We start from the raw sequence: 15198 nt of genomic DNA on the forward strand, positions 1-15198 counted from the left end.
ACTGGCGCCACCCCGCAAGGACTGTCAGTTTTCCCAATAGGCACACGACCCTTCTGCCTCCACGTCCAGGCGCGAAAGCAACTCATGTACAGAATGAAACCCGGTGTTAAGAAAGACCCCGAGCGCAGGTGGGCGCTTCCGGACCGTATATTCTTCGGCAATGGCGCCTGCCACATACTCGCTGGCGTCTATCTGAAGATGTCGCCTCTGCCCGGTTTTTATGCAGAAAGAATTGTCCCTGCCGAAGGGTTTGCCGGAAGCCACATTTACGTCACCAATGGCTTGCTCGCGTTCGATTGCCACGGGTATACGATCCGGAACCGGCTTGTCAGGTATTACACGAACAATTGGGCCGGCGAATATGATGAAGGGTGGAATTGCTGGCTGGAACTGGTGAATTTCGACCTTCTGAGTACCGCAGATCTGAATGCACGCAAGTTTCTTGGCCCCGACCGGTACAGATATGACCCGGTTGAGCGGGCACAGAACTATCTCGCACGGATTGACCACAAAAATGCTTCAGAGAAAACCATGCTCCGGCACCTCCGGGTTATGCCCGACCGGGGTTAAACAGAATTCCTAACCCCCAGAACCTGCTTTTCCGCCTCAAATCACGAGCTAGGTGTTGAACCTCACCGCCCCCCCTCATATCGTGCGCGATCAGAAACACCCAAGCAGGATGCCCCGAATGACCGAGCAAGTTCCCCACCCGATGTCCCCACAGGATTGCCTTGTGGCGATCATGGTTGCGATCTCGGCCTCCGACGAAACCATCCGAACCGCCGAGCTGGTAAAGATCGAGGTCGCCGTGAACATGTTGCCGGTTTTCGCCGGGTACGACATCGACCGGATGCGCCACGTGTCGCAGGTCGTGTTTGACCTGTTCGAACAGGAAGACGGGCTGGATGCGCTGTTTGGCCTGATCCGGGACAACCTGCCCGAACGCCTGAACGAAACGGCCTATGCTCTGGCCTGTGACGTCGCCGCCGCTGACGGAACGCTGGCCGAATCCGAACTGCGCCTGCTGGAAGAAATCCGGTACGAGCTGAACATCGACCGCCTGCACGCGGCCGCGATCGAGCGCGGGGCCCGGGCGCGCCACACCGTCTGACGCCCGCTTCAGGCCGGTTTCAGGTTTCAGCTTCCGTAAAGTGACCCCCAGCGCTCCAGCAAGGCGCGCTGCAATTTTCGTGATCTGCTGTTCCAGCTGCGTGCGCCATCCGGGCGCTCACGCTGCGCGCGTGGGATCGTTGCGCGATGGTCCACGTCGGCGGTGAATATCGCGAATGCCAGATCGACCCCGTCCGCAGTTGTCAGGAAACCACCCAACCCGGATACAAAGTTCAATGTCCCTGTCTTGGCATCAACCTTGATCGGGTGGTTCTTGACGGGCCGCCCGTTCCGGTCGGTCAGTGCAAAAGGTTTCATCAGGGGCCGCAACATCCCCGACTTCTGTGTTGCAACAAGGGCCGCAACCAAATCCGCCGGTACCATGCGCGAGGCATCGCTTAGTCCCGAATGATCGACCATGGCGATCCCGGTCACGCCGAAACGACTGGCGGCCCACCGGTTCATCTCGGCTGCCGATTCCGCCAGGGTGTGCGGGTCAACACCGCGCGCCCTGGTCGCGGCCAGCCCGACCATCTCGGCCGTCAGGTTGGTCGAGTATTTCAGCATCCCGCGCAGGACATGGTCCAAACTGTCGCTGCGATGCACCACAAGATCAACACCCCGCACGCTCTGGCGAGTCACCTGAACACGCTTCAAAACGATCCCGTTCGACCGCGCCAAGGTGCGAAACACATCGCCCGCGTACAAAGCGGGCTTGCGCACCGGCAACCAGCGGGCCCCGCCATTGCCCAACGCGCCCTTGGCCACGGTCCAGCGATCCTGCCGCGCGCTTGCCTGATAGGTATAGATCGGCAGGCTGCGATCCTCGACCCGCATGGCCGAGACATCCACCGCAGGCACATATCGCTCGCTGCGGGCATCCATGGTTATGTCATAGCCATTGCCTGCGCGTTTCCATTCAAAATGGACACGATTGAAGTTCAGGGAAATGCCGCTGACGGCCGGGCTATAGCCCACATGATCCGGCTGTTCGGGATCGATGCTGAACACATAAGGCAACGCCCCGTCATAAACCTTGAACGCGCCGCGCACTTCGATAATCCCGGCCTCGCGCAAATTGGCCGCCATCGCGGCCAGCGCATCCGTATCCAGCAGCGGGTCGCCGCCCCCAACCAGAATCAAATCGCCGTGCAGAACGCCCTTCTCGATCCGGCCATCCGCCACCAGCCGAGTCTCGAACCGGTGTTCCGGCCCCAGAACATCCAGCGCATAAAGCGCGGTCATTGCCTTTCCAACGCTGGCCGGGGGCAGACTTGCGCCCTCACCAAAAACTTCCAGTTGCGCCCCGGTCGCCACATCCGCAACCGCAAACACAACTTCGCCTTTCAGGCCTGCTGCGGCCACCAATCGCTCGGCACCACTTAATATGACCCCACGCGCCTGCGGCCTCAGCGATACAAGCGGCGCCTGCGCAAGGCCCGCTGCCGGGATCAGGGACGCCCCCAATCCCCCCAGAAACAATCGACGTGAAAAACGACCAGCCATAGCCGAATTAAAATCCCACAGATCAAAAGCACACAACCACTGTGTTAGATTATGCGCCCGTTGGGGCTATTCCGGCAACACTTCAGCGCCCCATTCGCCGCGCGTCCGGAGTTCAGTCGAACTGACATCGATCATCGGCACGTTCACGAAACACCACGCCGGGGCCTGTGCCTGCCCCAGAAGATGCCGCGCCTGCCCGTCGATCCGGTACTTCGCATAGACCCGCGCCGCAGGCGACATCCGGGCCGAGATCCGCTCGCCCGGCCGCGCCACCACGCCCACCGGCACAGTGTCCATGATCAGCCGCCAGTCTTTCCAGCGATGAAACTGCGCCAGATTATCCGCGCCCATCAGCCAGACAAACCGCACCTGCGGGTAAAGCCGCCTGAGCGCTGTCAACGTGTCCGCCGTCGCCCGCGTGCCGACCAGCGCCTCGATATCCGTCACATCCACCTTCGGATGCTGCATCACCTGACGCGCCGCCGCCATCCGCCGCGCGATCGGCGCAGGCCCCCGCTCTTTCAACGGATTGCCGGGTGACACCAGCCACCACACCCGATCCAGACCAAAGGCCTTCATCGCCTCACGCGTTACATGCACATGGCCCCGATGCGGCGGATCGAATGACCCGCCGAACAGCCCAACGACCTGCCCGGGCCGCGCGTATGGGATGTCGTACCGCTCCATAACCTGCTGATGTTCAGAACCGGGCCGCGTTGTCAATCAATCGGTTGCAAGGCGTCACCCAGCGCAACCCGCCCCGGCCTGACAACTTCGGCACACCATCCCCCATGCCCCCGCACGGCAGAATAGCCGCCCTTGCCCAGCGCCTCTTCCATCCGGCTGCACGGCGCACAGATCACGGTAAAGCGCAAAACGGCCTCGCCCACCTGCACCTCACGCCCCTTGAGCGCGGCAAGGTTGATCCCCGAAACCACCAGATTGCGCCGCAGGATTTCGGGCGCAACCGGCCCCCGCCCCAGATAGGACCCAATCGCCGCCAGATGCTCCTGCTGGATCAGAGAAACCGCCCGCTTGCCGGCACGGCTACGGTCGCCGTCGAACCCATCAGCCGAGACCACCGCCTCCCTCACAACCTCCACCCCAACCCGCCGCTCGGGCCGGACGCCAATCCACTCTACCCGTCCAGGCTTCGCCCAGCCTGATATTAGTTCTGCCAGTTCCACCACTTCATGCCCCTCATACAGCCCGGTAAACCTAGCCCATGCAGATACGGGACGAAATTCACAAAACCACCAGCTTGCCCCGCCCGCCCCGCTCGGATATCCAGCGTTCCAACCCAATTTCCCGACCCAGAGGACGCGACATGGCCGCCTATCAATATGTCTACCACATGCAGGGTGTCTCCAAGACCTATCCCGGTGGCAAGAAGTGCTTTGAAAACATCCACCTCAGCTTTCTGCCCGGCGTGAAAATCGGTGTTGTCGGCGTCAACGGCGCCGGTAAATCGACACTGATGAAGATCATGGCCGGCCTCGATACCGATTTCACCGGCGAGGCCTGGGCTGCCGAGGGCGCCAAGGTCGGTTACCTGCCGCAGGAACCGCAGCTGGATGAATCGCTCACCGTCCGCGAAAACGTCATGCTGGGCGTCGCCGCGAAAAAGGCCAAGGTCGACCGCTTCAACGAGATCGCCATGGAGATCGCCGAGAATTACTCGGACGAGCTGATGGAGGAAATGACCACCCTGCAGGACGCGATCGACGCGGAAAACCTCTGGGACCTCGACAGCCAGATCGACGTCAGCATGGAAGCGCTGCGCTGCCCGCCGGACGATGCCAACATCGCCAACCTCTCGGGCGGTGAGAAACGCCGCGTGGCGCTCTGCAAGCTGCTGCTGGAAGCGCCCGACATGCTGCTCCTGGATGAACCGACCAACCACCTGGACGCCGAGACCATTGCATGGCTGCAACAGCACCTGATCGACTACAAGGGCACCATCCTGATCGTCACCCACGACCGTTACTTCCTGGATGACATCACCGGCTGGATCCTCGAACTCGACCGCGGCCGCGGCATTCCGTACGAAGGCAACTATTCCGCATGGCTGGAACAAAAGGCCAAACGGCTGGAGCAGGAAGCCCGCGAGGACAAGTCCAAGCAGAAAACCCTGCAGCGCGAATTGGAATGGATGCGTCAGGGTCAGAAGGCCCGTCAGGCCAAATCCAAGGCCCGGATCAACGCCTATAATGAACTGGCCGAACAGTCCGAACGCGAAAAGCTGACCCGCGCCCAGATCGTCATCCCCAACGGCCAGCGCCTTGGCGGCAAGGTGATCGAGGTCGAGGGCCTGTCGAAACATATGGGCGACAAGCAATTGATCGAAGGGCTGGACTTCGCCCTGCCCCCCGGCGGCATCGTCGGCGTCATCGGCCCCAACGGTGCCGGTAAATCGACGCTGTTCAAGATGCTCACCGGTCAGGAACAGCCCGACAGCGGCACCATCACGCTGGGCGACACGGTCGAGCTGTCTTATGTCGACCAGTCCCGCGACGACCTGAAAGACAACGACACCGTGTGGGAGGCGATCACCGGCGGCGCCGAGATCATCCAACTGGGCGACGCGCAGGTCAACTCCCGCGCCTATTGCTCGTCCTTCAACTTCAAGGGCGGCGACCAGCAGAAAAAGGTCTCGCTGCTCTCTGGCGGTGAACGCAACCGCGTCCACATGGCCCGCCTGCTGAAAGAGGGCGGCAACGTCCTGCTGCTTGACGAACCCACCAACGACCTCGACGTCGAAACCCTGCGCGCACTGGAAGACGCGCTGGTCGATTTCGCTGGCTGCGCCGTCGTCATCTCACACGACCGCTTCTTCCTCGACCGGATTTGCACGCATATTCTGGCCTTCGAGGGCGATGCCCATGTGGAATGGTTCGAGGGCAACTTCGAGGATTACGAAGAGGATAAGAAGCGGCGGTTGGGGCCGGACGCGCTGGAGCCCAAGCGGTTGAAGCATAAGAAGTTTGCGCGGTAAACTTTGTCAAGAACTTGGGAAAGAATACCTGAAGACGTCCCCTTTCTGGACGGCGAGAGAACGATTGATTTCGTCATAGGCGAATACGAATATTCGTTGACACTTCGACCTCTTTCGCCCAACAAGCTGCTTTTCGCGGATGACAGCCGAACCGAAGATTGGATCGTGGAAATTGTCAAAACAAATGGAGAATTGCTGCAGTTGCATGGATGTGCGTTCAGCGTTCCTGGCGCGGAATACACCGACTGCTGGTTCGAATTGGAAGTAGGCTCAGTAGCCAAGGTTACCTATTGGGGAGACCAAACTTTACTGAGAACCGACAAATCCAAACAAGCTTAGCAAGCGTAAGTTAAGTGCTCGCTTCCCTCACGCCAACTGGTAGGCCGGGCTTCAGCCCGGCACCCCTCGAAACACCCACACTTTTACCAACATACGCCGATGAATGGCCTCAAAACCCTTCAATCGCCTCAAGGGGAATGGTGGATGCCGGGCTGAAGCCCGGCCTACGGGGGGTGTTCTTTGTATCACGGCTCTCCGAATGCGCCGTCCGTCACACCGCCGCTCCATTCCGGATCAACCCGGCCCGCACGGATATCGCGATGGATCGACGAATACGGCCAATCGGTTGAATGCTCTACCAACCCGTGTTTGACCGGATTCCCCCAACAATACGCCATATGATTGCGAAAATCCCGTTCGTCACGAATGGTATGTTCCCAAAACCGACGCTGCCAAACGGGCGCTTCGCGTTTGTTGGCCCGTAGGCCGGGCTTCAGCCCGGCATATCTGCCAAAGGTCACAACGGGCAGAACTGTCGGTATCGGTGCCGGGCTGAAGCCCGGCCTACGGTTTGCCTTGTTCACGCGCATGGTAAACCGAGCTTTGATCGCACCCCACCGCGTGGAATAATCCGCATCCCCCGGCGGCAAGGACCACACCGCGTGCAGGTGATCGGGCAACACCACAAACGCATCACACCAAAACGGACGCTCCCGCTGCGCTTCGGCAAAAGCCGCGCGCAGATGTGCGACCTCGCGGATCAACAGGTCTGACGACCGGTCGGCCAGCGAAACCGTAAAGAAATATCTGGCTCTGGGAATGCGGGCGCGGTGATAATCACTCATGCGCGCAAGGTGGCGCAGGTATGACTACCAAGTGGTTAACAAACACGCCTTTGCAGGCCATTGCCGCAGGTCGGCAGTCCCACCAACTTTCGGTGTCCCATATCACAGCATTCAAGGATGATTGCAGGTGCAGCGCTTACCCGGATCGGTTGCCACGCAGCCGTCCAAAACCAAACAGCCCCGTCAGCGCCCCAACCAGCAGCAGCCAACTGGCCGGAAGCGGCACGGCCGAGACGTTCACGTCCACCGGCGTTTCATCGGACCCGGGCTCATTGCACCACAGCTCGCAGAACTCGGGCCCGGAATCCTCCTCGACCTCCGTCCGTTCAGCCAAAACCTCCAGCCAATGCTTCGGCCTTCCACGTTCAGCCAAACGAGGACGTCTTTCCTTTCGGCGCGGCTTCTCCTTCGCGAAGACAGGTGTCTTCAACTCGTGTTCAACTTCGAACATGTTGCCGAATTTGAGCCCGCCTTCACGCGCACCCGGCATCGAACCCTCTGTCCCAAACGGAACAGTCAGGGCCTGCGCGGCTCCGGCCCAGCACAACAAGGTTATCGTACAGACAACTTTCATATCCGCCCCCACGGCTGCCTGAAAGTATAGCACCGGATCGCAGATTTTCCAAACATAGTGATTGATGAATAATAACCGTCAGTTGTGAGAAGACCCCCCGCTCAACCGGTCAGAGCAACACTGGTTCTGAACACGTGCCTGCAACCAAAAAGTGTCGCCCTCCAGAGCGCAGGCGTGGCCCGTGGTGACCGCTCTGGATGGCTGACCGGGAACGTGTGGGTCCGGGTTTTTCACCGCCGTCGCGCGTATCAACAGACAGGGTGGTCAGAGCGCTCGGGACGCTGTCAATCACCGCCAAATCCGCCTGAAACCCATCAGCGGATTCTTGTACAAATTGGGCTTTCTGCCTTCTGGCCCCTGTACAATCCGTACAAACCACTCTTGCCACAGGCTTGCCTCAATGCCATATGCAAGGTGCTAACGTTTTTCTATTTCGACCTACTGTCTCCTTCTACGGCGCTCAGTCTATCGATCCAGACCTACGACGCCAGGCTGCCGCAACTCCGTGGGCAGCACCAAACAGGAGACACGGATATGCCAGCAGGCACCGTAAAATGGTTCAACACCACTAAAGGCTACGGCTTTATTGCGCCCGAAGATGGCGGCAAGGACATCTTCGTCCACATCTCGTCCGTCGAACGCTCGGGCCTGACCGGTCTGGCCGACAACCAGAAAGTCACGTACGAACTGCGTTCGGGTCGTGACGGCCGCGAGAGCGCCGACAACATCCAGCTTGCATAAGCTCTTGAAAGGGTGAGGGAAATTCCTCACCCTTTTGTTCAACCGCTGCCGTTTCAGGTGGCCGATTGATCACATCACGGATGCGTGATGCTTGCCCCAGAATTGACCAAATAACATATCATGATGAAACTGGTTCTTGGGTTTCATTGGTCAATTGATGAGGGTTTCGATGTTTACACGCCGAGTTTTTCTGGCCGGAACAGCGGCCACGCTGCTGCCGGGCATCGCCAGCGCCAAGAAAGCGGTCGAGTATGATCCGACACCGCAATTCGTGCGCATCAAAAAGCAGTTCCTGCCCGGGCAGCTGCTGGTCGCCCCCCGTTCATTCTATCTTTACTATGTCACCGAACCACGCAAAGCGATCCGCTATGGCTGCGGCGTCGGCAAGGCAGGTCTGGAATTCACCGGCACCGCTACCATCGATGTGAAGAAGGAATGGCCGACCTGGCGCCCGACCCAAGAGATGATCCAACGCGATCCGGTGGCCTACGCAAAATTCAAGGACAATGACTATGTCCAGCCGGGAGGTGGGGATAACCCTCTCGGCGCGCGCGCGATGTATTTGTTCCAGAACGGTGTCGATACCTATTTCCGAATCCACGGCACGACACAGCCACAAACCATAGGCAGGGCGGTGTCAAACGGGTGTATTCGGATGCTGAATGAACATGTCATCGATCTGTATAACCGGGTCCCCATCGGAACGGTTGTTACGGTCGTCTGATCGCTATCACGGGGATGGCTAACCTTCCCCGCCCGCCTGCGTCACGAGTTGCAGCACGGACGGACCCATTGCGTCGACGATCTTCGCCACCCCTGCCGCATTTGGATGAATGCCGTCCGATTGCATGAAGTGCGATACGGCCGCGGGGTCGCCCTTCGCTGCAAGCCCCTCGAAGAAACTGCTGAAAAACAGGACTTCAAACTCCTGCGCCAGCGCAGGGTACATGCCATCGAATGCCCGCTTGTATTCAGCACCGTAGTTGCCCGGCGCCTGCATTCCGATCAACAAGACAGGAACCTTCGCATCGCGTGCAACCTCAAGGATCTTGCGCAGATTGGCTTGCGAAACAGCAGGATCGATCCCGCGCAACACGTCATTCCCGCCTAAGGCAACGATCATTCCGTCCACATCCGGTGTCAGGGTCCATTGCACCCGTGCGGCACCACCCGCCGTTGTATCGCCCGAGACACCGGCGTTGATAACCCGGACATCTGCGCCCTGCGCCTGCAACCAACGGTCAAGCTGGGGAACAAACCCGTTCTCCTCCACCAGCCCGTAGCCTTGCGTCAGCGAATCCCCAAGGGCTGCAATCGCCACCTGTTCGGCTGTGGCCGCAAAACCGCAGAAAACAAATGGACTTGCCATCAAAACCTTGCGCAATACGGTGATCACTCCATATCCCAAAAACCGCTCCTTTATCGGGAAGACCCATGACGCCTGCTGTTCTCGCTCTTCAGAATGCCGCTTTATCGCTGGATGGCAATGCCGGGCGGGTCGATATTTTGCATGACATTACGTTGACCGTGAACAGGGGGGAAACGCTGGGGCTGATCGGGCCATCGGGGTCGGGAAAATCGTCGCTGTTGATGCTGATGGGTGGGTTGGAACAGGCAACAAGCGGTCAAATCTTGGCCTTGGATCAGAATTTGACAAGCATGGACGAGGACGCCCTGGCGCGGTTTCGGCGCGACAACATGGGCGTGGTGTTTCAGAATTTCCACCTGATCCCGACGATGACCGCGTTGGAAAACGTGGCGACACCGCTGGAACTGGCAGGGCACAAAGATGCGTTTCACCGGGCCGAAACTGAACTGAATGCCGTGGGGTTATCGCATCGCCGCGATCATTACCCAGCACAGTTGTCGGGTGGCGAGCAGCAACGAGTTGCCCTGGCGCGCGCATCGGCACCACGCCCCAAGATCTTGCTGGCGGATGAACCGACCGGGAATCTGGACGAAACAAACGGTGCCGCGATTGTCGATCTGCTGTTCGGGCTTCGGCGCAAATATGATGCGACGCTGGTTCTTGTAACGCACAGCCGTTCGCTGGCTGAACGATGTGACCGTGTGATCCGGCTGCGCGACGGCAGGATTGCCGACGAGACCCGGCAGGAGGCCGCAGAATGAGCCTTCGGCTCGCCGCGCGGCTGGCCCGTCGAGAGCTGCGCGGGGGCCTGCGCGGGTTTCGCATCTTTCTGGCTTGTCTGGCCTTGGGCGTCGCAGCCATCGCAGCCGTCGGATCGGTGCGTCATGCGATTCAGACCGGGCTGACCCGCGAAGGGGCATCCCTGCTGGGCGGCGATGCCGAGCTTGAGTTCACTTATCGTTTTGCCACTGAGGCCGAGCGCCTCTGGATGCAACAGGCATCCGAGCAGGTGTCCGAGATTGTCGATTTCCGCTCGATGGCGGTTGTACCCCGCGACACCGGGCCGGAACGTGCGCTGACCCAGGTCAAATCTGTGGATAAGGCTTACCCGCTGGTCGGATCGGTTAAGCTGGAGCCGGATATCACGCTGAGCGACGCCCTGAATGGCAGGGCCGGATTACCCGGTGCCGTTATGGAACCCGTTCTGATCGACCGGCTTGGTTTGTCGGTCGGTGATCACTTCGCGCTAGGCACGCAAGAGTTCATTCTGATGGCCGCACTTCGGAATGAACCCGACAGCGCCGCGGCTGGTTTTGCCTTGGGGCCACGTACAATGGTGCGTACCCAAGCGTTGCAGGCATCTGGCCTGCTGGAACCCGGAACGCTTTTTTCGACCAGGTACCGGCTGACCTTGCCCCAAAACGCGAACCTGTCGGAGGTGTCCGCACGTGCCAGCGCCGCGCTTGAGGGCTCGGGGATGCGCTGGAGCGATGCACGCAACGGCGCGCCGGGCATATCGGAATTCGTCAACCGCCTGAGTGCCTTTCTGGTCCTTGTCGGGTTGTCGGGGCTTGCCGTCGGTGGCATCGGTGTGTCCGCCGCCGTGCGGGCCTATCTGGGCCAGAAAACGGAAACCATTGCGACATTGCGGACATTAGGGGCGGATCGCGCTACCATTTTTCAAACTTACCTGATTCAGATCGGAATGCTGTCCCTGACCGGCATTTTAATTGGGCTGGTGCTGGGCGGGGTGGCTCCGCTTTCGCTGGCGCCGCTGCTGGAATACCGGTTGCCGGTTCCGGCGGTGTTCTCGCTCTATCCGCAACCGCTGATCGAGGCCGCACTCTATGGCCTTTTGACAGCGTTTCTGTTCACGCTCTGGCCGCTGGCCAGAACCGAAGATGTGCGCGCCGCAACCCTGTTTCGCGATGCGCTGAGCGCAGCTCGTCCCATCCCACGCGCGGTTTACGTCGTGGCAACCGGGATTGGATTGGCGTCCCTGATCGCGATTGCGTCCTGGTTCAGCGGATCAACTCGCCTAACCCTGTGGACCAGTGGCGGACTAGCGGGCGCACTGATCCTGCTGGCGCTCGCAGCCTATGCCATTCGCAAACTGGCACGGGCCGGAACACCTTTAGCGCGGGGCCGCCCTGCCCTGCGATGGGCCTTGTCCGCCATCTCTGATCCGCGTGAAGGCGCGGGGTCGGTGGTTTTGTCACTTGGTCTGGGTTTGTCAGTGCTGGCAGCGGTTGGGCAGATCGACGGCACGCTGCGCAATGCGATCTCCGGCAATCTGCCGGATGTCGCGCCCTCATACTTCTTTGTCGATATTCAAAAAGACCAGATGCCAGGTTTTACCGAACGGCTGCAAACCGATCCGGCTGTCAGCCGCATTGAAAGCGCACCAATGCTGCGAGGGATCATCACTCAGATAAACGGCCGCCCCGCGCGCGAGGTAGCCGGAGATCATTGGGTACTGGAGGGAGATCGCGGCGTTACCTATTCAGCCCGACCCCCGGCAAATGCACGGGTGACAGCGGGGGAATGGTGGGCAGAGGATTATTCTGGTGCACCACAGATCAGCTTTGCAGCCGAAGAAGCCGAAGAGATGGGTCTGAAACTCGGTGATCAGATAACTGTCAACATCCTGGGGCGGGATATCACCGCAGAGCTGACCTCAACCCGAGAGGTGGATTTTTCCACAGCGGGTATGGGTTTTGTCATGTCGATGAACCCGTCGGCGCTGGCGGGCGCGCCACACAGCTTTATTGCGACGGTATATGCAGAAGAACAGGCCGAGGCCGCCATTCTGCGATATCTTGCAGGCCAGTTCCCCAACATCACGGCCATCCGAGTGCGCGATGCCATTGACCGGGTTTCGGGCCTTTTGGCAGGAATTGCCGCCGCAACCTCGTATGGCGCGGGCGTGTCGTTATTGACCGGATTTCTGGTTCTGATCGGGGCGGCAGCCGCCGGTGAACCCGCCCGCAGATACGAGGCGGCAATCCTCAAGACGTTGGGGGCTGACCGTAGCCGCATCCTGCGCAGTTTTGGGCTGCGCTCGGTCTTGCTGGGCACCGCGGCGGGCTGCGTCGCCTTGCTGGTCGGCATCCTGGGCGGCTGGGCTGTGGCCACGTACATCTTCGACACAGGTTTTACTGTGATCTGGTCTTCGGCCATTGGCATTGTTCTGGCCGGTATCGGCGTTACGCTCTGCGCAGGTTTCGCCTTCGCACTGCGCCCTCTCTCGGCCCGGCCAGCCCGCATTTTGCGGGCCAGCGACTAAGGTCAGCGTACGCAGGCCACCGGCTGCAACAGCTTCAGCAACGGGTCGTTGTCACAAACCAGCGCATCCAACGACACTTCGTCCAGAGACGCATAAAAAACTTCCGCCGCATCCTGTAATGCCAGCCGCAGCCTACAGGCATCGGTCAAAGGACAGGTGTTATCCGCATCCGCAAAACACTCGGCGATGGGCAAGGCCCCTTCGACATGCCGAAACACCGCGCCGATCCGGATTTGACTTGCCGGGCGTGCCAACGACATACCGCCGTTGCGGCCGCGCTGAGTGCTCAGGTAATTCAACTGGCTTAACTGGTTGATCACCTGAGCCAGATGGTTTTCCGAGATGTTGCAGACTTCGGCGATCTCGGCTTTGGTGACCAGCCGGTCCGGGTGTGCGGCGCAATACATCAACAGGCGCACAGCGATATTCGTCCGTTTGGTAATCCGCATGAGGGCCTCCCTGAATAAAAGATGAAGCCTTATTGCATGTCGCGGAAAAAAGCGGTTTGACATACATCAATCGACCCAAAGGACACCTCTCGCATGGCCGACCCCTATTTCTTTGGCTATGGAAGCCTTGTGAACCTCGCCACACATGATTTCCCCGACCCCCGCCCGGCAAAGCTGAAAGGTTGGAAACGCGCATGGCGTCATACCGATCTGCGTCCGGTCGCGTTCCTGACAGCTGTCCCGGACCCGGAGTCTGAAATTGAGGGAATGATCGCGCATGTCCCAAAGAACGACTGGGCCGCACTGGATGAACGGGAATGGGCGTACGACCGAATTCCTGCGACGCATTCGATTTCACATCCACTGACACATGAAGTTGAAATTGCGGTCTACGCCGTCCCGCAGGATCGGCATAACGAGCCCAGCAACCACCACCCCCTGCTACTCAGCTACATCGATGTTGTTGTTCAGGGTTACTTGCGGGCGTTCGGAGAAGACGGAGCGGATCGTTTCTTTGAGACGACAACCGGCTGGAACGCCCCGATCTTGAATGATCGCGCCGAGCCGCGCTATCCGCGCCACCAGCAACTCAAACCTGCTGAGCGTGATTTTGTCGATGACCGCCTGACCAGTTTGTCGGCCCGGATTGAACAGCCGGAATAAAAAGGGCCACGCTTGGGCACGACCCTTTATGCTGGAATAGTAGCGGTTTACCCGCGCGCGCGGATCACCTGCAGCAATGGCAGCAACGCAGCCATTTCCGGGCCACGCTCTGCACCGGTCAACGCCTTGCGCAGCGGCATGAACAGACCTTTCCCCTTGCGGCCTGTCGCCTCTTTCACGGCATTGGTCCAGGCCCCCCAGGTGTCGCCATCAAACGGGCCCTCGGGCAGCAGCGACATGGCCTGAGCGATGAATTCGCGATCTTCATCCGCAACCAACGGCTCGGCACCATCGCGGCACAGATCCCACCACCTTTTGAGGTCGGCCAAAGTAGTGATGTTTTCCCGCGCCATGGCCCAGAACGGTTCAGCCAGTTCGGCTGGCACTCCGGCATCCGCGACAGCACCGGCCACATTCGCCAGCGGCAGAGATTGCAGGTATTTGGCGGTCAGCGGGAACAGGTCCTGCACGTCGAACTTGGTCGGCGCGGCACCAAACCGGCTCACGTCAAAGCCGTCGATCAACTCGGCCATATCCGAGCGCAGCTCGACCGGATCGGACGAACCCAGACGCGCCATCAGGCTCAGCAGTGCCATCGGCTGCACACCCTGTTCACGCAGATCGCGCAGGGCCAGCGTACCAAGGCGTTTCGACAGTGCTTCGCCCTGCGGGCCGGTCAGCAGCGAGTGATGCGCAAAGCGCGGGCAATCCCCACCCAGTGCCTTGATGATCTGAATCTGGGTCGCAGTGTTTGTCACGTGGTCCGAGCCGCGCACGACATCAGTCACGCCCATTTCGGTGTCATCCACCACCGACGCAATCGTATAAAGTACCTGTCCATCACCACGGATCAGCACCGGATCAGAGACCGAGGCCGCATCGATCGAAATGTCGCCCAGAATTCCGTCGGTCCACTCGATCCGTTCGTGATCCAGCTTGAAACGCCAGACACCGTTGCCACGTTCCGCGCGCAAGGCATCCTTCTCGGCATCCGACAGGTTCAGCGCGGCGCGGTCATAAACCGGCGGCTTGCCCATGTTCAGCTGTTTCTTGCGCTTCAGGTCCAGCTCGGTCGGCGTCTCAAACGCTTCATAGAACCGCCCCATCGCGCGCAACTTGTCAGCCGCTTCGGCGTAGCGGTCCAAACGCTCGGATTGACGCTCGACACGATCCCAGTGCAAACCCAGCCATTCAAGATCCTGTTTGATGGCATCGACATATTCCTCTTTCGAGCGTTCGGGGTCGGTGTCATCGATGCGCAGGATGAACGTACCGCCCGCCTTGCGGGCGATCAGATAGTTCATCAGGGCGGTGCGCAGGTTGCCCACATGGATGTAACCGGTGGGCGACGGGGCGAAACGGGTGGTTGTCATGGGTGTCT

Annotated in this window: 16 protein-coding genes; 8 read left to right on the forward strand and 8 right to left on the reverse strand. The window is 59.9% G+C overall.

Going from position 1 to position 15198, the window contains the following annotated elements:
• Positions 1-93 precede the first annotated feature (93 nt).
• Both ACR0DS_RS08300 and ACR0DS_RS08305 read left to right on the forward strand, forming a co-directional pair.
• Positions 94-570, forward strand: a complete 477-nt coding sequence (locus ACR0DS_RS08300) for a hypothetical protein (RefSeq protein WP_480558892.1) — start codon at positions 94-96, stop codon at positions 568-570.
• 118 nt (positions 571-688) lie between these two features.
• The gene (locus ACR0DS_RS08305) at positions 689-1111 is read left to right on the forward strand and encodes a tellurite resistance TerB family protein (RefSeq protein WP_209507905.1); all 423 of its coding nucleotides are present in this window, start codon (positions 689-691) and stop codon (positions 1109-1111) included.
• A 26-nt stretch (positions 1112-1137) separates the two neighbouring features.
• Here the strand turns inward: ACR0DS_RS08305 and dacB are convergent, their stop codons facing one another.
• From dacB to ACR0DS_RS08320, 3 genes are all read right to left on the reverse strand, one after another.
• Positions 1138-2616 carry a D-alanyl-D-alanine carboxypeptidase/D-alanyl-D-alanine endopeptidase gene (gene dacB / locus ACR0DS_RS08310; RefSeq protein WP_480558890.1) on the reverse strand — a complete coding sequence of 493 codons (1479 nt, stop codon included), beginning with the start codon at positions 2614-2616 and terminating at the stop codon, positions 1138-1140.
• A 66-nt stretch (positions 2617-2682) separates the two neighbouring features.
• Positions 2683-3303, reverse strand: coding sequence for a nicotinate-nucleotide adenylyltransferase (locus tag ACR0DS_RS08315; protein ID WP_209507910.1), 621 nt, complete (start codon positions 3301-3303; stop codon positions 2683-2685).
• Positions 3304-3335: 32 nt separating this feature from the next.
• Positions 3336-3806, reverse strand: coding sequence for an MOSC domain-containing protein (locus ACR0DS_RS08320; RefSeq protein ID WP_480558888.1), 471 nt, complete (start codon positions 3804-3806; stop codon positions 3336-3338).
• A 137-nt stretch (positions 3807-3943) separates the two neighbouring features.
• Between ACR0DS_RS08320 and ettA the strand changes: the two genes are divergently transcribed.
• Positions 3944-5611 carry an energy-dependent translational throttle protein EttA gene (ettA, locus tag ACR0DS_RS08325; protein ID WP_010442471.1) on the forward strand — a complete coding sequence of 556 codons (1668 nt, stop codon included), beginning with the start codon at positions 3944-3946 and terminating at the stop codon, positions 5609-5611.
• Between the two features lie 524 nt (positions 5612-6135).
• Here the strand turns inward: ettA and ACR0DS_RS08330 are convergent.
• Entirely contained in the window at positions 6136-6735 is a 600-nt protein-coding gene (locus ACR0DS_RS08330; RefSeq protein ID WP_480538943.1) for an REP-associated tyrosine transposase, read from the reverse strand.
• Between the two features lie 136 nt (positions 6736-6871).
• Positions 6872-7309, reverse strand: a complete 438-nt coding sequence (locus tag ACR0DS_RS08335; protein ID WP_480558886.1) for a hypothetical protein — start codon at positions 7307-7309, stop codon at positions 6872-6874.
• 534 nt (positions 7310-7843) lie between these two features.
• Here ACR0DS_RS08335 and ACR0DS_RS08340 point away from each other — a divergent pair.
• Together ACR0DS_RS08340 and ACR0DS_RS08345 are read left to right on the forward strand one after the other, a co-directional pair.
• Complete coding sequence (locus ACR0DS_RS08340) at positions 7844-8050, forward strand: cold-shock protein (RefSeq protein WP_209506380.1); 207 nt, start codon at positions 7844-7846, stop codon at positions 8048-8050.
• A gap of 169 nt (positions 8051-8219) precedes the next feature.
• Positions 8220-8774 carry a L,D-transpeptidase gene (locus ACR0DS_RS08345; protein WP_209506382.1) on the forward strand — a complete coding sequence of 185 codons (555 nt, stop codon included), beginning with the start codon at positions 8220-8222 and terminating at the stop codon, positions 8772-8774.
• Between the two features lie 18 nt (positions 8775-8792).
• Here ACR0DS_RS08345 and ACR0DS_RS08350 read toward each other — a convergent pair whose 3' ends face one another.
• Positions 8793-9419 carry an arylesterase gene (locus ACR0DS_RS08350; RefSeq protein ID WP_480558884.1) on the reverse strand — a complete coding sequence of 209 codons (627 nt, stop codon included), beginning with the start codon at positions 9417-9419 and terminating at the stop codon, positions 8793-8795.
• Positions 9420-9484: 65 nt separating this feature from the next.
• Between ACR0DS_RS08350 and ACR0DS_RS08355 the strand changes: the two genes are divergently transcribed.
• A complete protein-coding gene (locus ACR0DS_RS08355) occupies positions 9485-10180 on the forward strand; it encodes an ABC transporter ATP-binding protein (RefSeq protein WP_480506777.1) in 696 nt (231 codons plus the stop codon).
• On the forward strand, positions 10177-12705 hold the full coding sequence (locus tag ACR0DS_RS08360) for an ABC transporter permease (protein WP_480558882.1): 2529 nt from the start codon (positions 10177-10179) through the stop codon (positions 12703-12705). Before ACR0DS_RS08355 ends, ACR0DS_RS08360 begins: the two co-directional genes overlap by 4 nt.
• Positions 12706-12707: 2 nt before the next feature.
• Here the strand turns inward: ACR0DS_RS08360 and ACR0DS_RS08365 are convergent, their stop codons facing one another.
• A complete protein-coding gene (locus tag ACR0DS_RS08365; protein ID WP_267366061.1) occupies positions 12708-13154 on the reverse strand; it encodes an RrF2 family transcriptional regulator in 447 nt (148 codons plus the stop codon).
• Positions 13155-13247: 93 nt separating this feature from the next.
• On the opposite strand from ACR0DS_RS08365, the gene ACR0DS_RS08370 reads away from it, so the two are divergent.
• The gene (locus ACR0DS_RS08370; protein ID WP_480558880.1) at positions 13248-13817 is read left to right on the forward strand and encodes a gamma-glutamylcyclotransferase family protein; all 570 of its coding nucleotides are present in this window, start codon (positions 13248-13250) and stop codon (positions 13815-13817) included.
• A 47-nt stretch (positions 13818-13864) separates the two neighbouring features.
• Here ACR0DS_RS08370 and gltX read toward each other — a convergent pair whose 3' ends face one another.
• On the reverse strand, positions 13865-15190 hold the full coding sequence (gltX, locus tag ACR0DS_RS08375) for a glutamate--tRNA ligase (protein WP_480558878.1): 1326 nt from the start codon (positions 15188-15190) through the stop codon (positions 13865-13867).
• Between the last annotated feature and the right edge of the window lie 8 nt (positions 15191-15198).

This window comes from Ruegeria sp. AF5, assembly GCF_056541905.1.